We start from the raw sequence: 15669 nt of genomic DNA on the forward strand, positions 1-15669 counted from the left end.
AGGGGGGACCCTGTGGGAGAGTAGGACGCCGCCGAACAATCATTGTGGGAAAGCCCCGCACCTCATGGTGCGGGGCTTTTCTGCGTTCCCGGGGCATTCCGAACCGGCGGGGTCTCAGTCCTCCAGGGCCTGGTAGAGCGTGGTCCAGAAGTCGTGGAAGAGATGGGCCGGGGCCGGGACGGAGGTTCCCGTCTGGGTGAGGAGGATGCCGGTCAGGCCGTTCACGGGGTCCGCGTAGGTGGAGGTGCCGCTGCCGCCGTCCCAGCCGAACTGGCCGACGGGGGCGTAGTCGCCGCGGTAGGTGCGTACCGCCATGCCGAAGCCCCAGCCGCCGTGCTGGCCCTGGCCGAAGGAGATGTGGACGTTGTCCGTGGCCAGCTTGTGGCGGGCCGCCTGCTGTTCGGGGGTGAGCCGGTTGGTGGTCATCAGCTCCACGGCGGGGCGGGAGAGGATGCGCTCGGTGCCGTGCGTGCCCCGGTTGAGCAGCATGCGGAAGTAGGCGTGGTAGTCGTCGGCGGTGGAGTTCAGGCCGCCGCCGCCGCTCTGGAAGGCGGGCGGCGCGCTGTGCCGGCCGCCCTCGGCCTCGTCCCAGACGTGGAACTCGCCGGTCGCCGGGTCGGGGGCGTACAGCGGAGGCAGCCGGTGGATCCGGTCGGCGGGGACGTGGAACCCGGTGTCCTTCATGCCGAGCGGCTCGAAGAGGCGCTCGCGGAGGAAGGCCTCGTACGACCGGCCGGAGACGCGGGCGACGAGGACGCCGAGCAGGTCGTTGCTGATGTGGTACTGCCAGCGCTCGCCCGGCTGGTGCATCAGCGGGAGCGTGCCGAGGCGGCGGATCCAGTCGTCCGGCTCGGGCATCGGCACCGGCAGGTTGGGCGTGAGGCCCTGCTCGAAGACCGCGTTCATGATCGGGGTACCGAGTGAGGTCAGGTCCATGCCGAGGCCGAACGTCGAGGTCAGCACGTCCCGCACGGTGATCGGCCGACGGGCCGGCACGGTCTCGTCGAGCGGGCCGTCGACCCGCTTCAGCACCTGACGGTCCGCGAGTTCGGGGAGCCAGGTGTCGACCGGGTCGTCCAGGCGGATCCGGCACTCGTCGAGCAGGATCATCGCCGCCGCCACCGCGACGGGCTTCGACGTCGAGGCCATCCGGAAGATGGTGTCCCGGCGCATCGGCGCACCGCCGTCGTGCCGCATCGTGCCGAGCGCTTCGACGTGCGTCTCGTCGCCCCGCCCGATCAGGGCGACGAGCCCCGGGATCCGGCCCGAGTCGACGTGCCGCGCGAGCACGTCGCGCACCCTCCGCAGCCCCGCCTCGGAGAAGCCGCCCTTGGTCGTTTCCATCGTGATCCCCCGCACGTGACGATTCCGAACTGCCGAACGGAGCCGAAGGTACATTGCGTTTAGTCATTCGGCAACGTACTTGAGCGGCAAGTGGTGCGTATGTGCAGGTGGGTGACGGGGGGTTGTTGCAATGGACTTACTCTTGAATGCAATGCCCCTCCGCGTACCAGGTGGCGTACACGTCCGCGTCGATGGCGGGGTTGCGGAGCAGCCCCCAGAAGGCGTCGTCGGGGGCCGGCGGGAGCGGGGGGTTCCCGAGGTCGGCGTGGAGGTCGTCACGCCAGAGCGGGGCGTACAGGGCGCGGATGGTCGGGATCTCGGCGGCCGCCCGGTAGGCGGAGCCCCGTACGGCGTGCGCCAGTTCCACCGCCGCCATGGCCCGGGCGCCGTCGCCGCGCGCCTGCGCCCGCGCCCTCACGGCGCGCAGCCGCAGGATCGCGGGGCTGTCGGGGGAGGGGACTCCCGCGCCGGCGTCCAGGGCGTCCAGGGCCTCGGCCAGCTCGGGGTACGCGGCCAGACCGGTCTCCTCCGCGAGGCGGCGGGCCTGCTTGCGGGCCGCTTCGGCGACGCGCTCCGGAGGCAGGGTGGCGACGAGGGCGCCGAGCTCCTCCAGGCCGTAGAGCATGCCCACCTTCAGGCGCTCCGACGGGTCGTCGGGGAGGTGGAGCGGGGGGAGTTCCGCGTCCGGGCCGGGGAGCGGGGCGTCCGTGGGGTCCCACTCCGGGAGGCGGCCGGACGGGTCCTCCCATATCAGGCGGCCGGCGAAGACGACCGGGGCCAGGTGCCCCGGGCTCTCCAGCCGGTCCGCCAGCCGCGTCAGGTACGCGCCGAGGGAGTCGGCGGTGCCGAAGTCGGTGCCCGTCTCGTCGAAGAAGCGGCCGATCGCGCCGTACGTGGGGCGGCTCGGGTCGCAGTCGACGGCGACCCCGTCGGCGGTGACCTCGTACGAGCCGAACTGCACATAGCCGTGCAGCCAGTAGCCCTCCGCCGCCTCCTCGTCCAGGCCCGCCGCGCACGCGCGCAGGAAGCCGGTCGCCTCCACGAGGTCCCGGAGGCCGAGGAGCCGGTCGTGGTTGTCGAAACGGAGCGCCTCCGGTCCCCGGCGGGTGCCGTCGTGGCGGCGCAGCGACGCCCTCAGGTCGGGCGGGAAGGCGACGCCCAACTCCCGCTCCGTCGCGCGGATGTCCTCGTCCCGCGCGGGCGGCGCGAGCGTGGCGAAGGTGCGGGGCGCGTGCGTCAGGAGCCAGTGGTCGATGCGGTCCCACGCGGCGTCTACCAGGTGCGTCGTCATGCGGCCGAGCCTAGTCAGCGTCACCGACAGCGCGGGCTCCCGCCCTGACCCTCCGTGCCCCCGGGAGGCGGGCGGGGACCGGCGGCCCCGGCCCCGTGCGGGTCCCACGCCGAGGCGCTGGAGCGTCGCCGGGCCGTCCGCGTCGTGAGGCGCGTCTCATCGGCGGACGGCCGCCTTGCTATGCAACCAGTTGCATAGCAGGATCGGGGGCATGGCGCTCGAACACGCGATCCTCGTGTCCCTGCTGGAGAAGCCCGGGTCCGGATACGAACTGGCCCGGCGGTTCGAGCGGTCCATCGGCTACTTCTGGACCGCCACCCACCAGCAGATCTACCGCGTGCTCAAGCGGATGGAGAACGACGGCTGGGTGGCCGCGCGGGAAGTCCCCCAGCAGGGACGGCCGGACAAGAAGGAGTACTCCGTCGCCGACCTCGGGCACGCGGCGCTGAGCTCCTGGCTGCACGAGCCGATCGAACCCGAGAGCGTCCGGCACGACCTCGCCGTGAAGATCCGGGGCGCCGCCTTCGACGACCCCGCCGGCCTCGTCCGCGAGGTCGAACGGCACCGGCAGGCGCACGCCGGCCGCCTCGCCCACTACCTCGCCGGCGAGGAGCGGGACTTCCCCCCGGAGTCGGCCGGCCGCACGCCGCCCGACGCCGAGCGGGAGCTCCAGCACGTCGTGCTGCGCGGCGGCATCGCGTACGAGCGGATGATGATCGCCTGGCTCGACGACGTCCTCGCCACCCTGCGCAGGTTCTGAACCCTCTTCGGCAAGCCCCACCCACCACCCTCATCCTCCCAAGGCGGTACCCCATGGCCGACGCGCTGCTGTTCAACCCCCGCACCTACGACCCCGCGCACTTCGACCCCGAGACCCGCAGGCTGCTGCGCGCCACCGTCGACTGGTTCGAGGAGCGCGGCAAGCGCCGGATCATCGAGGACTACCGCACCCGCGCCTGGCTCGGCGACTTCCTCGCCTTCGCCGCCGAGGAAGGGCTGTTCGCCACCTTCCTCACCCCCGCGACGGAGGCCGGCGAGGGCGAGGGCGACAAGCGGTGGGACACCGCCCGCATCGCCGCCCTGAACGAGATCCTCGGCTTCTACGGGCTCGACTACTGGTACGCCTGGCAGGTCACCATCCTCGGCCTCGGCCCGGTCTGGCAGAGCGACAACGCCGCCGCCCGCGCCCGCGCCGCCGAACTCCTCGGCCAGGGCGAGGTGTTCGCCTTCGGACTCTCCGAGAAGACGCACGGCGCCGACATCTACTCCACCGACATGCTGCTCACCCCCGACGGCGAGGGCGGCTTCCGGGCCACCGGCTCCAAGTACTACATCGGCAACGGCAACGCCGCCGGTCTCGTCTCCGTCTTCGGCCGCCGCACCGACGTCGAGGGGCCCGACGGCTACGTCTTCTTCGCCGCCGACAGCCGTCACCCGGCCTACCACCTGGTCAAGAACGTCGTCGACTCCTCGAAGTTCGTCAGCGAGTTCCGGCTGGAGGAGTACCCGGTCTCCGCCGAGGACGTCCTGCACACCGGCCGCGCCGCCTTCGACGCCGCCCTCAACACCGTCAACGTCGGCAAGTTCAACCTCTGCACCGCCTCCATCGGCATCTGCGAGCACGCGATGTACGAGGCCGTCACCCACGCGCAGAACCGCGTCCTGTACGGCCGCCCCGTCACCGCCTTCCCGCACGTGCGCCGCGAACTCACCGACGCCTACGTCCGGCTGGCCGGCATGAAGCTCTTCAGCGACCGCGCCGTCGACTACTTCCGCACCGCCGGACCCGACGACCGCCGCTACCTCCTCTTCAACCCGATGACGAAGATGAAGGTGACCACCGAGGGCGAGAAGGTCATCGACCTCATGTGGGACGTCATCGCGGCCAAGGGCTTCGAGAAGGACAACTACTTCGCCCAGGCCGCCGTCGAGATCCGCGGCCTGCCGAAGCTGGAGGGCACGGTCCACGTCAACCTCGCCCTCATCCTCAAGTTCCTCCGCAACCACCTCCTGGAGCCCGTCGACCACCCGGCCGTCCCCACCCGTCTCGACGCCGCCGACGACGCCTTCCTCTTCCGCCAGGGCCCGGCCCGCGGCCTCGGCTCCGTCCGCTTCCACGACTGGCGGCCCGCCTTCGACGCCTACGACCGGCTGCCGAACGTCGCCCGTTTCCGCGAACAGGCCGACGACCTCTGCGACTTCGTCCGCACCGCCGCCCCCGACGAGGCCCAGAGCCGCGACCTCGACCTGCTCCTCGCCGTCGGCCAGCTCTTCGCGCTCGTCGTCCACGCCCAGCTCGTCCTGGAGCAGGCCGCCCTCACCGGACTCGACGACGACGTCCTCGACGAGCTCTTCGCCGTCCTCGTCCGGGACTTCTCCGGCCACGCCGTCGAACTCCACGGCAAGGACTCCGCCACCGACGCGCAGCAGGCCTGGGCGCTCGGCGCGGTCCGCCGCCCGGTCGTCGACGAGGCCCGCACCGCCCGCGTCTGGGCCCGCGTCGAGGCCCTCTCCGGCGCCTACGAGATGAAGCCCTGACCCCGCCGGGCCGGGGGGCGCGCTCCGGTGCGCCGCCCGGCCCCCCGGCTGTCACCCCGGCCGCCTACGATGACCGCTCATGAGCACGAGTGACGACGACGGCAGACCTCTCGTCGACGGACGGTTCCGGTTGGTCTCCCCACTGGGCAGCGGCGGCATGGGCACGGTCTGGCGGGCCCGCGACATTGCCCTCGACCGGGACGTCGCCCTCAAGGAGGTCCGCCCGCCCGACCCCGCCGCCGAGGCGGCCCGCCCCGGCCTCACGGCCCAGACGCGGGCCCGGGCCGTCCGCGAGGCCCGGGCGCTCGCCCGGCTCTCCCACCCGCACGTCGTGACGGTCCACCACATCGTCGAACCCGCCGACGGTTCGGCCCCGTGGATCGTCATGGAACTGGTCGAGGGGAACTCGGTCGCCGACCGGCTCGCCGCCGGACCGATGCCCGTCCCGGAGGCGATCGCGCTCGGCCGGCAGGTCCTCGGCGCCCTGCGGGCCGCCCACGCCGCCGGCATCCAGCACCGCGACGTCAAGCCGGCCAACGTCCTGCTGCGCGCCGAAGGCGGCGCCGTGCTGACGGACTTCGGCATCGCCGTCCTCGACGAGGCCACCTCCCGGCTCACCGCCTCCGGCGACCTCATCGGCTCCGCCGAGTTCATCGCCCCCGAGCGGGTCCGCGGCGAGGAGGGCAACCCCGCCTCCGACCTGTGGTCGCTCGGCATGCTCCTGTACGTGGCCACCGAGGGCCACCACCCGCTGCGCCGGGCCACCAGCCTCGCCACGGTCGTCGCCGTCCTCGACGACCCGATCCCGGCGCCGGTCCGCTCCGGCGCCCTCGCCGCCGTCCTCACCCGCCTCCTCGTCCGCGACCCGGCGCAGCGCCCGGACGGCGCGCTCCTCGACCGCCTCCTGGAGGAGGCCCAGGCCCAGGAGGGGACCGCGGTCCCCGGCGTGACCCCGGTCGACGCCGTCCCCCCGGGCTTCGGCCCGGCGACCCCCGCCGCGTACCCGCCGCCGGCCCATCCGTACGCCCACCCCGCCTACGGCCGGCCCGTCCCGCCCTCCTCGGGCCCGAGCCCCGCGTCCGGCACCGTCCCCGCCCGGCGGAAGCGCCTCGCCACCCTCGCGGGCGGCCTGGTCCTCGCCGCCGCCCTGCTCGCCCTCGGCATCGCGAAGCTCATCCCCGACGGGACGGACGGCGGCGGCACCGGCGGCCTCGGCCTCGGCACCGGGGACGGCAAGCGGACCGGGTCCACCCCGCGGAGCACCTCGCCCGGCCCGACGGGCGGCGGCACCCCGAGGACCACGGCGCCCACGACCGCCGCCCCCGGCTCCCTCCTCGCCCCCGCCGGCGTCCGCACCGCACTCGACGCCTTCCGCGAGGCCACCGGCGTCACCACCGTCAAGCAGGTGTTCGTCTACGACGAGTACGCCATCGCCGAGATCCCCACCAAGCAGGGCGCCAAGACCTACGACCGGTGGCAGTACCGGGACGGCAAGGTCAGCCGGCAGGGCATCGGCGGCACCATCAGCGCCTCCAGCCCCGACGACCAGCCCTTCGACCCCGCCCGCATGGCCTGGGAAGGCCTCCCCGCCCTCATGCAGCGCGCCGACCGCGAGCTCAAGGTCGAGGAACCCCTCACCCGGTACCTGATCGTGAAGCGCTGGACCTTCAACGAGAACCGCCCCACCCTCCTCGTCTACCGCACCAACGCCTACAGCGCCGTCGGCTACCTCGCCGTCGACGCCGACGGCAAGGAGGTGTACAAGCTGGTGGCCGACTGAGGCACCACCCTCCGGCGCCGGGGGAGAATGTCCCGCGTGAACCATGACGATCCGTACCTGTGGCTGGAAGACGTCGACGGTGAGGCCGCCCTCGCCTGGGTGGCCGAGCGGAACGCCGAGACGGAGGCCGAGCTGGCCGCCGGACCCGGCTTCGACGCCTTCGCGGAGCGCCTGCGCGAGGTGCTCGACGCCGTCGACCGCATCCCGTACACCACCCGCCGGGGCCCGTACCTCTACAACTTCTGGCAGGACGCCGAGCACGTACGGGGCCTGTGGCGGCGCACCACCCTGGAGCAGTACCGCAAGGACGCCCCCGAGTGGGAGGTCCTGCTCGACGTGGACGCCCTCGCCGAGGCCGAGGGCGAGAAGTGGGTGTGGGCCGGAGCCCGGGTGCGGCGGCCCGCCCACGACCGGGCGCTCCTGAGCCTCTCCCGCGACGGCGGCGACGCCGTCGTCGTCCGCGAGTTCGACCTGCCCTCCCGCGCCTTCGTCGCGGACGGCTTCACCGTGCCCGAGGCGAAGACCAGCGTCGGCTGGGTCGACGGCGACACCGTCTTCGTCGGCACCGACCACGGCCCCGGCTCGCTCACCGACGCCGGCTACCCGCGCACGGTCCGCCGCTGGCGGCGCGGCACCCCGCTCGCCGAGGCCGTCACCGTCTTCGAGGGCGAGCCCGCCGACGTCTCGGCCTGGGCCTGGCACGACCCCACCCCCGGCTACGAGCGCGACTTCGTCGGCCGGTCGCTCGACTTCTTCCGCAGCGAGACCCACCTCCTCACCGCCGACGACCGGCTCGTGCGGATCGAGGTCCCGGAGGACGCCGAGGTCTACGCCCACTGCAAGCACCTGATCGTCACCCTCAAGTCGCCCTGGCTCGGACACCCCGCCGGCGCCCTCCTCGCCTTCGGCTTCGACGCCTTCCTGGCCGGCGACCGCACCGCCGAGGCCCTCTTCGTCCCCGACGAGCGGACCGCGCTCGCCGGGCACTCCTGGACCCGCCACCACCTGATCCTGGAGACCATGCGGGACGTCAGCACCCGCATCGAGGTCCTCACCCCGCGCGAGGAGGGCGGCTGGTCGCGCGCCCCGCTCGCCGACGTGCCCCCGCTCTCGGCGGTCGCCGTCACCGACACCGACCCGGACGTCTCCGACGAGTACTTCCTCGACGTCTCCGGATTCCTCCAGCCGTCCACGCTCACCCGCGGCGACATCGGCGGCGACACCGAGATCCTGCGCCAGGCGCCGGCCCGCTTCGACATCACCGGACTCGCCGTCGAGCAGGCCTTCGCCGTCTCGGAGGACGGGACCCGCGTCCCGTACTTCGTCATCGGCCCGGACCGGTCCGAGGGCCCCGGCCCCACCCTCCTCTACGGCTACGGCGGCTTCGAGGTCTCCCTCACCCCGTCGTACGCCTCGCTCACCGGGCGCGGCTGGCTGGAGAGCGGCGGTACCTACGTCATCGCCAACATCCGGGGCGGCGGCGAGTACGGCCCCGACTGGCACCAGGCCGCGCTCGGCGCCCACCGCCACCGGGCCTTCGAGGACTTCGCGGCCGTCGCCCGCGACCTCGTCGCCCGGGGCATCACCACCCCGGGCATGCTCGGCGCCGCCGGCGGCAGCAACGGCGGCCTCCTCATGGGCGCCATGCTCACCCGCTACCCCGACCTGTTCGGCGCGATCGTCTGCCAGGTGCCGCTGCTCGACATGGTCCGCTTCCACAAGCTGCTCGCCGGCGCCTCCTGGATCGCCGAGTACGGCGACCCCGACGACGAGGCCGACCTGCCGCACCTGCGGGAGCTCTCCCCGTACCACCGGCTCACCGCCGGCGCCCCCTACCCGCCGGTGCTGCTCACCACCTCCACCCGCGACGACCGGGTCCACCCCGGGCACGCGCGCAAGGCGGCGGCGCGGCTGCGCGAGCTGGGCCACCCGGTGCTCTTCCACGAGAACACCGGCGGCGGCCACGCGGGCGCCACCGACAACGCGCAGGCCGCCCGCAACAAGGCCCTCATGTACACCTTCCTGCGCAAGCACCTCACCGGGCCCGAGGACTGACGGGCGGGCTCACAGCCAGCCGTGCCGCTGCGCCTGGAGCGCCAGCTGGAAGCGGTTGGTCGCGCCGAGCCGGGCCATCAGGACCTGGATGCGGCGGAAGAGGGTGCGGCGGCTGACGCCGATCTCCCGGGCGATCACCTCGTCCGCCGCACCCCCGGCGAGCAGCCACAGCAGCCGCCGGTCGGCCGGCGGCAGCCCGCCCGGGAGCGCGGTGCGGCCGTGGAAGGGCAGCGCGTCCCGCCAGGACTGCTCGAAGAGCGCCACCAGCGCCGAGAACAGCCCGCACGGCTGCACCACCAGCGTCGTGTTGTGCACGTCGGCCTCCTTGATCGACAGCGAGACCAGCGCGTACGCGTCGTCGATGATCACCAGCTTCACCGGCACGGACGGCAGCACCCGGGCCTGCTCGCCCGCCGCGATCACCGGCTCGATCGACTCCTCCAGGTGGCCCGGCTCCTCCAGCGAGGCCCGGGAGTAGATCACCCGCTGGGTGACGCCGCGGGCGAGGGTCGCCAGCGCGTCGTCGGTGGAACCGGGGATCGGGAAGTACGGCGGCGAGTCCATCTGCCGGATCTGCTGCCGGGCGCTCGCCCACGCCTGCCGCATCCGCGGCCCGATCGCCTCCCCGGTCACCACCTCCACCAGGTCGTCGTCGTACGCGGCCAGCCGCTGCCGCCGGAAGGACTCGAAGGCGCCGCCCACGGTGATCCGCGACTCGTCCAGCTCCGCCGCCCGGTGCCGGCCCAGGATCTCCAGGCCCGCCGCCGGCGGTACCGGCGCCACGGTGGCGCCCCCGTCGAGGGCCGGGCTCGCGAGCCCGGCGTCGACGAGCTCGCCGTACGCCTCCGCCAGCGCCGCCCCCTCGACGCCGGCCGCCGCGCCGACCGCCTCCAGCGGCGCCGGCGCCCGCTCCAGGAGCGCGCGGTAGACCCGCGCCGCCGTCTCGCCGAGGCCCAGGAGCCGCAGCGCCTCGCCCAGTCTCGCGTTCGCCATGGGGCCCATTCTGTCCGTCGCCGGCACCGGCCGGTGTCCGATCCGTGCCACTGGCACTCCTCGGCCCCACGGCGTCCCGCGCCGGGCTACGGTCCGTGAGCCGCCGACGACCGGCGGTTCCCCCAGGCACTCACGACGAAGGAGCAGGACGTGGCGAAGGGTCGCAAGAACGGGCTGTACGACGGCATCTCCGAGGAACTGTCCGCGCTGATGCGGACCGGCTGGGCCGACACCGAGCGGCACGACCTGCCGGTCTCCGAGCAGGCGCCGTACGCCGCCGCCCGGCGCGCCGCGCTCTCCGCCCGCTTCCCCGGCGAGCGCCTGGTGATCCCCTCCGGCAACCTCAAGGTCCGCTCCAACGACGACACCTACCCCTTCCGCCCGCACTCCGCCTACGTCCACATGACCGGCGACCAGGCCCGCGACTGCGCCCTCGTCCTGGAGCCCCGCGCCGACGGCGGCCACGACGCGTACGGCTACCAGCTGCCCCGCGACGGCCGCGACGACGACACCTTCTGGATCGGCTACACCGCCGAGCTGTGGATGGGCCGCCGGCTCTCCCTCGCCGAGGCCGAGCGCGTCCTCGGACTGCCCTGCCGGGACGTCCGCGGCGCCGCCGAGGAGCTGGCCGCCGGCGCCGGCGTGCCCACCCGGATCGTCCGCGGCGTCGACCCCGCCCTGGAGGCCGCCGTCACCACCGACGAGGAGCGGGACACCGAGCTGGAGGACGTCCTCAGCGAGCTGCGCCTGATCAAGGACGCCTGGGAGATCGGCGAGCTGCGCAAGGCCGTCGACTCCACCGTCCGCGGCTTCACCGACGCCATCGGCGACCTCTCCACCGCCGTCGCCACCTCCGAGCGCTGGATCGAGGGCACCTTCTTCCGGCGCGCCCGCCTGGAGGGCAACTCGGTCGGCTACGGCTCGATCTGCGCCGCCGGCGAGCACGCCACGATCATGCACTGGACCTCCAACGACGGTCCGGTCCGCCCCGGCGAGCTGCTGCTCTTCGACGCGGGCGTGGAGACCCACTCGCTGTACACCGCCGACGTCACCCGCACCCTCCCCATCAGCGGCACCTTCACCCCCGTCCAGCGGCAGGTGTACGACGCCGTGTACGAGGCGCAGCAGGCGGGCTTCGACGCGGTGAAGCCGGGCGCCCCCTACCGCGCCTTCCACGAGGCGGCCCAGCGGCACCTGGCGGCGAAGCTGGTGGAGTGGGGCTTCATCGAGGGACCGGTGGACCGCGCGTACGAGCTCGGTCTCCAGCGGCGCTTCACCATGGCGGGCACCGGCCACATGCTCGGTCTTGACGTGCACGACTGTGCCTCCGCGCGCAACGAGGAGTACGTCGACGGTGCCCTGGCCCCGGGCATGGTCCTCACGGTCGAGCCGGGCCTCTACTTCCAGCCCGACGACCTGACCGTGCCCGCCGAGTGGCGCGGCATCGGCGTCCGCATCGAGGACGACCTGCTGGTCACGGAGGCGGGACACGAGAACCTGTCCGCCGGGCTGCCCCGCACCTCCGCCGAGGTGGAGGAGTGGATGGCCCGCGTCGCGGGCTGACCGCCGGGGGGTGCGCGGGCCCGGATGTGCGGCCGGGCCCGCGTCCCCCACTCGGGGGGCGCGAAGGAGCACGGCGGCGGAGCGCCGCGCTCCGTTGTCCGGAATCCGGTGCCCGCCCTACGGTCGTGTCACCGGCCGGACCGGCCGGACAGCGCACCGTTGGGGGTGGCCGTGAGGCTCCGTCTCATCTCGCTCTACTGCTCCAGGACCGAGGACGACAACGGCGAGGACGAGCAGCGACTGCTGGTCAACGGCGTCCAGGTGTGGGGCGCCGAATCGCCGGGTCTGAACGACCGGCAGACCGCGGACCTCTCCGCCGTACCACCCGTTCCGTTCGGCACGCGGGCGCGTGTCGAGCTCCTCGACCACGACTCGCCGGACGACGACGACCTGCTCGGACGCTTCTACGCCGGGCCGGCCATGCTGGGCCTGGGGGAGCTGGAGTACAGGTTCACCGAGGACGACGCCGACTACACCCTCACCTACGAGGTCGTCGCCTGAGGACACCGGGCCCGGCCGGCCGACGGGAGCGACCGCCCGGCGGCATGATGTGATCATGATGCAGTCCTTCCTGCCCGTCCTCGAACGCGTCGCCGAGGAGATCGAGGGCCTGGTCGGCCGGGGTCGCCCGGCCGACTACATCCCGGCGCTCGCGGCGGGCGACCCGGGCCGGTTCGGGATGGCCGTCGCGGAGGTGGACGGAAGCGTGTACGGGGTGGGGGAGTGGCAGCGGCCCTTCTCCACCCAGTCCGTCACCAAGGTCTTCAGCCTCGCGCTCGCCCTCGCCAAGGAGGGCGACGAGCTGTGGGAGCACGTGGGCCGCGAGCCCTCCGGCAACCCCTTCAACTCGCTCGTGCAGCTGGAGTACGAACACGGCATCCCCCGCAACCCGTTCATCAACGCGGGCGCGCTCGTCGTCACCGACCGGCTCCACCGGCTCACCGGCGACGCCTCCGGCAGCCTCCGTGACTTCCTGCGCGCCGAGAGCGGCAACGACGACCTGGACTTCGACCGGGACGTGGCCGCCTCCGAGGGCGAGCACGGCGACCGCAACGCCGCCCTCGCCCACTTCATGGCCTCCTACGGCAACATCTCCACCCCCGTCCCCACGCTGCTGCGCGAGTACTTCCGGCAGTGCTCCGTCGAGGCGTCCTGCGCCGACCTCGCCGTCGCCACCGGCTTCCTCGCCCGGCACGGCGTCCGCGCCGACGGCAGCCGGCTGCTCACCCGCAGCCAGGCCAAGCAGATCAACGCCGTCATGCTGACCTGCGGCACCTACGACGCCGCCGGCGACTTCGCCTACCGCGTCGGGCTGCCCGGCAAGAGCGGTGTGGGCGGTGGGATCATCGCCGTCGTGCCCGGCCGCTGCACGCTCTGCGTCTGGAGTCCGGGCCTCGACGAGCGGGGCAACTCGGTGGCCGGCGTCGCCGCCCTCGACCGCTTCACCACCATCACGGGCCTCTCCGTCTTCTGATCCGCCGTCCTCGGGGGCTCGGATGGCAGAGCCGGGCCGCACGGGGTACACCTCCCCTGGGGCGCCGTGAGCGCCCGGAGCGTAGGAGGTCGCCGTGGACAACCGCACCACCGGATTCGTGCAGTCCTTCAACCGCCGCGCCGGCTACGGGTTCGTGCTGCCCGTCGGATCGGAGGAACCCGTCTTCTTCCGGGCCGAGGACGTCGAGGACGGGGTCCGCTCCCTCTCCGAGGGCCAGCAGATCACCTTCGTCCTCGTCCTCGGCCAGGGCCGCTTCGAGGCGCGCGAACTCCGCGTCTGACCCCCGGCCTCCCTCCTCCGTACGGAGCAGCGCCCGCCGCCGCCCGCCGAGGAGGCGCCGGTCTCCTCGGAGCGGTCCGCGGGACGGCGCCGTGCGGTCTGCCGGCCGGCGCCGCCCGTGCCAGGGTGGAGGCATGACCATCGAAGTCCGCCCGGCCTCGGTCTACGAGGACGTCCGTGCCGTGATCGGCCCCAAGTCGCCCACGGCCAACGTGTGTTTCTGCCTGAGCTACCGGATCCCGTCCAAGCTCAACAACGAGCTGCGCGAACCGGCCAGGGGCGAGTACGTCGCCGGTCTGTGCGCCCGGGAACCCGCGCCGGGCGTCCTCGCCTACGACGACGGCGAGCCGGCCGGCTGGGCCGCCGTGGCGCCCCGCTCGGAGACCACCTTCGCCCGCAACCGGAAGATCCCGCACGTCGACGACCTGCCGGTCTGGTCGCTCTGGTGCGTCCGGGTCCGCCCGGGCCACCGGAAGAAGGGCGTCAGCCACGCCCTGATCGCGGGCGCGGTCGACTTCGCCCGCGCGCACGGCGCGCCGGCGGTGGAGGCGTATCCGCTGGACAACGGCGACGCGCGGGTGGACCTGACGATGGCGTACCCCGGGCTGCGGCGGAACTTCGAGCGCGCCGGCTTCGTGAAGGCCGCCGACACCACCTCGGTGCTCTCCGGGCATCCCCGGATCCTCATGCGGCTCGACCTGCGCTGAGCGGTGCCCCGACGGCCCCTCGCCCTCTTCACCATATAGCGCACGGGGGGCCTTGCGGCAAGGCCCCCCAGGTGGCGCAGAATCGGCCGCTGAACAGCGCAAACTGATGGGGGAACGCTCATGTTCGATGCCGATGTCCTCGTGGTCGGCGGCGGGCCGACCGGGCTCGTGCTCGCTTCCGAGCTGCGCCTGTGGGGCCTGCGGCCGCTCGTCCTGGAGAAGGCGGCCGAGCCGAGCGGGCACAGCCGCGCGCTCGGGCTGCACGTCCGCAGCATCGAGGTGATGGACCAGCGCGGCCTCCTCGACCGCTTCCTCGCCCGCGGCCAGCAGTACCGCGTCGGAGGCTTCTTCGCCGGGCTCGGCACCAGCTGGCCCGAGGGGCTCGACACCGCCCACTCCTACGTCCTCGGCATCCCGCAGAACGTCACCGAGGAACTCCTCGACGAGCACGCCCGCGAGCTGGGCGTGGAGCTGTGGCGCGGCCGGGAGCTGGTCGGGCTCGACCAGGACGAGGAGGGCGTGACGGCCGAGCTGGCCGACGGCGCCCGGCTCCGCGCCCGCTGGCTGGTCGGCTGCGACGGCGGCCGGAGCACCGTGCGCGCCCTGACCGGGATCGGCTTCCCGGGGGAGCCCGCCCGGCACGAGACGCTGATCGCCGAGGTGCGGATCGGGGTGCCGTGGGAGGAGGTCGTCCCGGTGATGACCGAGGTCCGCAAGACGCAGACGCGGTACGGCGTGATGCCGCTCGGGGACGGGCTCTACCGCGTGGTCGTACCCGCCGAGGGGCTCGCGTCCGACCGTTCCGCGCCGACCCTCGACGAGCTGAGGGAGCGTCTGACGGCCGTCGGAGGAACGGACTTCGGAGTCCACGAGCCGCGCTGGCTCTCCCGGTTCGGCGACGGCACCCGGCAGGCGGAGCGGTACCGCGAGGGCCGGGTGCTGCTCGCCGGCGACGCCGCCCACATCCATCCGCCGACCGGCGGCCAGGGGCTCAACCTCGGGGTGCAGGACGCCTTCAACCTCGGCTGGAAGCTCGCCGGCGAGGTGCTGGGCTGGGCGCCCGACGGGCTGCTCGACACGTACCACTCCGAGCGCCACCCGGTCGCGGCCGCCGTGCTCGACAACACCCGCGCCCAGATGGAGCTGATGTCCGAGGAGCCGGGGGCGCGGGCGGTGCGCCGGCTGCTCGCGGAGCTGATGGACTTCGAGGAGGTCAACCGCTTCCTCATCGGGAAGCTCATCGCCATCGACCTCCGCTACGACTGCGGCGAGGGCCACGAGCTGCTCGGCCGGCGGCTGAAGGACGTGCCGCTGAAGGAGGGCCGGCTGTACGAGGCGGCGCGCGCCGGGCGCGGTCTCCTCCTGGACCGCACCGGGACGCTCGCGGTGACCGGCTGGGAGGACCGGGTGCGGCGCGTCACCGGGGCCGACGGCGAGCCGGACGTGCCGGCCGCGCTGCTGCGGCCGGACGGGCACGTGGTCTGGGTCGGGGACGATCCGGCGGAGCTCCGGGGAAGCCTGGAGCGGTGGTTCGGGGCGCCGTCCGCCGGGTGAACCGGCGGACGGGCCCCCCCCCCGGGGGGGGGGGGGGGGGGCCGCGCCCGGCGGTGAGGCGGGGGGGGGC

Annotated in this window: 13 protein-coding genes; 10 read left to right on the forward strand and 3 right to left on the reverse strand. The window is 73.8% G+C overall.

Annotation, left to right across the window (positions count from 1 at the left end):
- Nucleotides 1-114: 114 nt before the first annotated feature.
- Both ACFQ8C_RS33185 and ACFQ8C_RS33190 read right to left on the reverse strand, forming a co-directional pair.
- Nucleotides 115-1344, reverse strand: coding sequence for a serine hydrolase domain-containing protein (locus tag ACFQ8C_RS33185; protein WP_383465048.1), 1230 nt, complete (start codon nt 1342-1344; stop codon nt 115-117).
- Between the two features lie 136 nt (nt 1345-1480).
- Nucleotides 1481-2635, reverse strand: coding sequence for an SMI1/KNR4 family protein (locus ACFQ8C_RS33190; protein ID WP_383465049.1), 1155 nt, complete (start codon nt 2633-2635; stop codon nt 1481-1483).
- Nucleotides 2636-2846: 211 nt separating this feature from the next.
- On the opposite strand from ACFQ8C_RS33190, the gene ACFQ8C_RS33195 reads away from it, so the two are divergent.
- From ACFQ8C_RS33195 to ACFQ8C_RS33210, 4 genes are all read left to right on the forward strand, one after another.
- A complete protein-coding gene (locus ACFQ8C_RS33195; RefSeq protein WP_383465051.1) occupies nt 2847-3395 on the forward strand; it encodes a PadR family transcriptional regulator in 549 nt (182 codons plus the stop codon).
- Between the two features lie 53 nt (nt 3396-3448).
- The gene (locus tag ACFQ8C_RS33200) at nt 3449-5173 is read left to right on the forward strand and encodes an acyl-CoA dehydrogenase family protein (RefSeq protein WP_383465054.1); all 1725 of its coding nucleotides are present in this window, start codon (nt 3449-3451) and stop codon (nt 5171-5173) included.
- A 79-nt stretch (nt 5174-5252) separates the two neighbouring features.
- Complete coding sequence (locus ACFQ8C_RS33205; protein ID WP_383465056.1) at nt 5253-6953, forward strand: serine/threonine-protein kinase; 1701 nt, start codon at nt 5253-5255, stop codon at nt 6951-6953.
- A gap of 27 nt (nt 6954-6980) precedes the next feature.
- Entirely contained in the window at nt 6981-9008 is a 2028-nt protein-coding gene (locus ACFQ8C_RS33210) for a prolyl oligopeptidase family protein (RefSeq protein WP_383465058.1), read from the forward strand.
- A gap of 9 nt (nt 9009-9017) precedes the next feature.
- Here the strand turns inward: ACFQ8C_RS33210 and ACFQ8C_RS33215 are convergent, their stop codons facing one another.
- Nucleotides 9018-10001, reverse strand: a complete 984-nt coding sequence (locus tag ACFQ8C_RS33215; protein WP_383465060.1) for a LuxR family transcriptional regulator — start codon at nt 9999-10001, stop codon at nt 9018-9020.
- A 150-nt stretch (nt 10002-10151) separates the two neighbouring features.
- On the opposite strand from ACFQ8C_RS33215, the gene ACFQ8C_RS33220 reads away from it, so the two are divergent.
- From ACFQ8C_RS33220 to rox, 6 genes are all read left to right on the forward strand, one after another.
- Nucleotides 10152-11564: an aminopeptidase P family protein gene (locus ACFQ8C_RS33220; RefSeq protein ID WP_383465061.1), complete on the forward strand. Its 1413-nt coding sequence runs from the start codon at nt 10152-10154 to the stop codon at nt 11562-11564.
- A gap of 171 nt (nt 11565-11735) precedes the next feature.
- Entirely contained in the window at nt 11736-12065 is a 330-nt protein-coding gene (locus ACFQ8C_RS33225; protein WP_383465063.1) for a hypothetical protein, read from the forward strand.
- Between the two features lie 55 nt (nt 12066-12120).
- Nucleotides 12121-13038, forward strand: a complete 918-nt coding sequence (locus tag ACFQ8C_RS33230; protein ID WP_383465065.1) for a glutaminase — start codon at nt 12121-12123, stop codon at nt 13036-13038.
- Nucleotides 13039-13132: 94 nt separating this feature from the next.
- Nucleotides 13133-13339, forward strand: coding sequence for a cold shock domain-containing protein (locus ACFQ8C_RS33235; protein ID WP_346768547.1), 207 nt, complete (start codon nt 13133-13135; stop codon nt 13337-13339).
- A gap of 133 nt (nt 13340-13472) precedes the next feature.
- Nucleotides 13473-14045 (forward strand): GNAT family N-acetyltransferase, encoded by a 573-nt coding sequence (locus ACFQ8C_RS33240; RefSeq protein ID WP_383465067.1) that lies wholly within the window; start codon nt 13473-13475, stop codon nt 14043-14045.
- A 120-nt stretch (nt 14046-14165) separates the two neighbouring features.
- Entirely contained in the window at nt 14166-15599 is a 1434-nt protein-coding gene (rox, locus tag ACFQ8C_RS33245) for a rifampin monooxygenase (RefSeq protein WP_383465069.1), read from the forward strand.
- Nucleotides 15600-15669: the final 70 nt, after the last annotated feature.

This window comes from Streptomyces sp. NPDC056503 (genome assembly GCF_042794995.1).
Classification (GTDB): Bacteria; Actinomycetota; Actinomycetes; order Streptomycetales; family Streptomycetaceae; genus Streptomyces.

Excerpts from the sequence above, each read along its gene's own strand:
- rox (WP_383465069.1), top strand. The coding sequence starts at position 14,166 with ATGTTCGATGCCGATGTCCTCGTGGTCGGCGGCGGGCCGACCGGGCTC.
- ACFQ8C_RS33205 (WP_383465056.1), top strand. The coding sequence starts at position 5,253 with ATGAGCACGAGTGACGACGACGGCAGACCTCTCGTCGACGGACGGTTC.
- ACFQ8C_RS33215 (WP_383465060.1), bottom strand. The coding sequence starts at position 10,001 with ATGGCGAACGCGAGACTGGGCGAGGCGCTGCGGCTCCTGGGCCTCGGC.
- ACFQ8C_RS33210 (WP_383465058.1), top strand. The coding sequence starts at position 6,981 with ATGTCCCGCGTGAACCATGACGATCCGTACCTGTGGCTGGAAGACGTC.
- ACFQ8C_RS33230 (WP_383465065.1), top strand. The coding sequence starts at position 12,121 with ATGATGCAGTCCTTCCTGCCCGTCCTCGAACGCGTCGCCGAGGAGATC.
- ACFQ8C_RS33240 (WP_383465067.1), top strand. The coding sequence starts at position 13,473 with ATGACCATCGAAGTCCGCCCGGCCTCGGTCTACGAGGACGTCCGTGCC.
- ACFQ8C_RS33195 (WP_383465051.1), top strand. The coding sequence starts at position 2,847 with ATGGCGCTCGAACACGCGATCCTCGTGTCCCTGCTGGAGAAGCCCGGG.
- ACFQ8C_RS33200 (WP_383465054.1), top strand. The coding sequence starts at position 3,449 with ATGGCCGACGCGCTGCTGTTCAACCCCCGCACCTACGACCCCGCGCAC.
- ACFQ8C_RS33190 (WP_383465049.1), bottom strand. The coding sequence starts at position 2,635 with ATGACGACGCACCTGGTAGACGCCGCGTGGGACCGCATCGACCACTGG.
- ACFQ8C_RS33185 (WP_383465048.1), bottom strand. The coding sequence starts at position 1,344 with ATGGAAACGACCAAGGGCGGCTTCTCCGAGGCGGGGCTGCGGAGGGTG.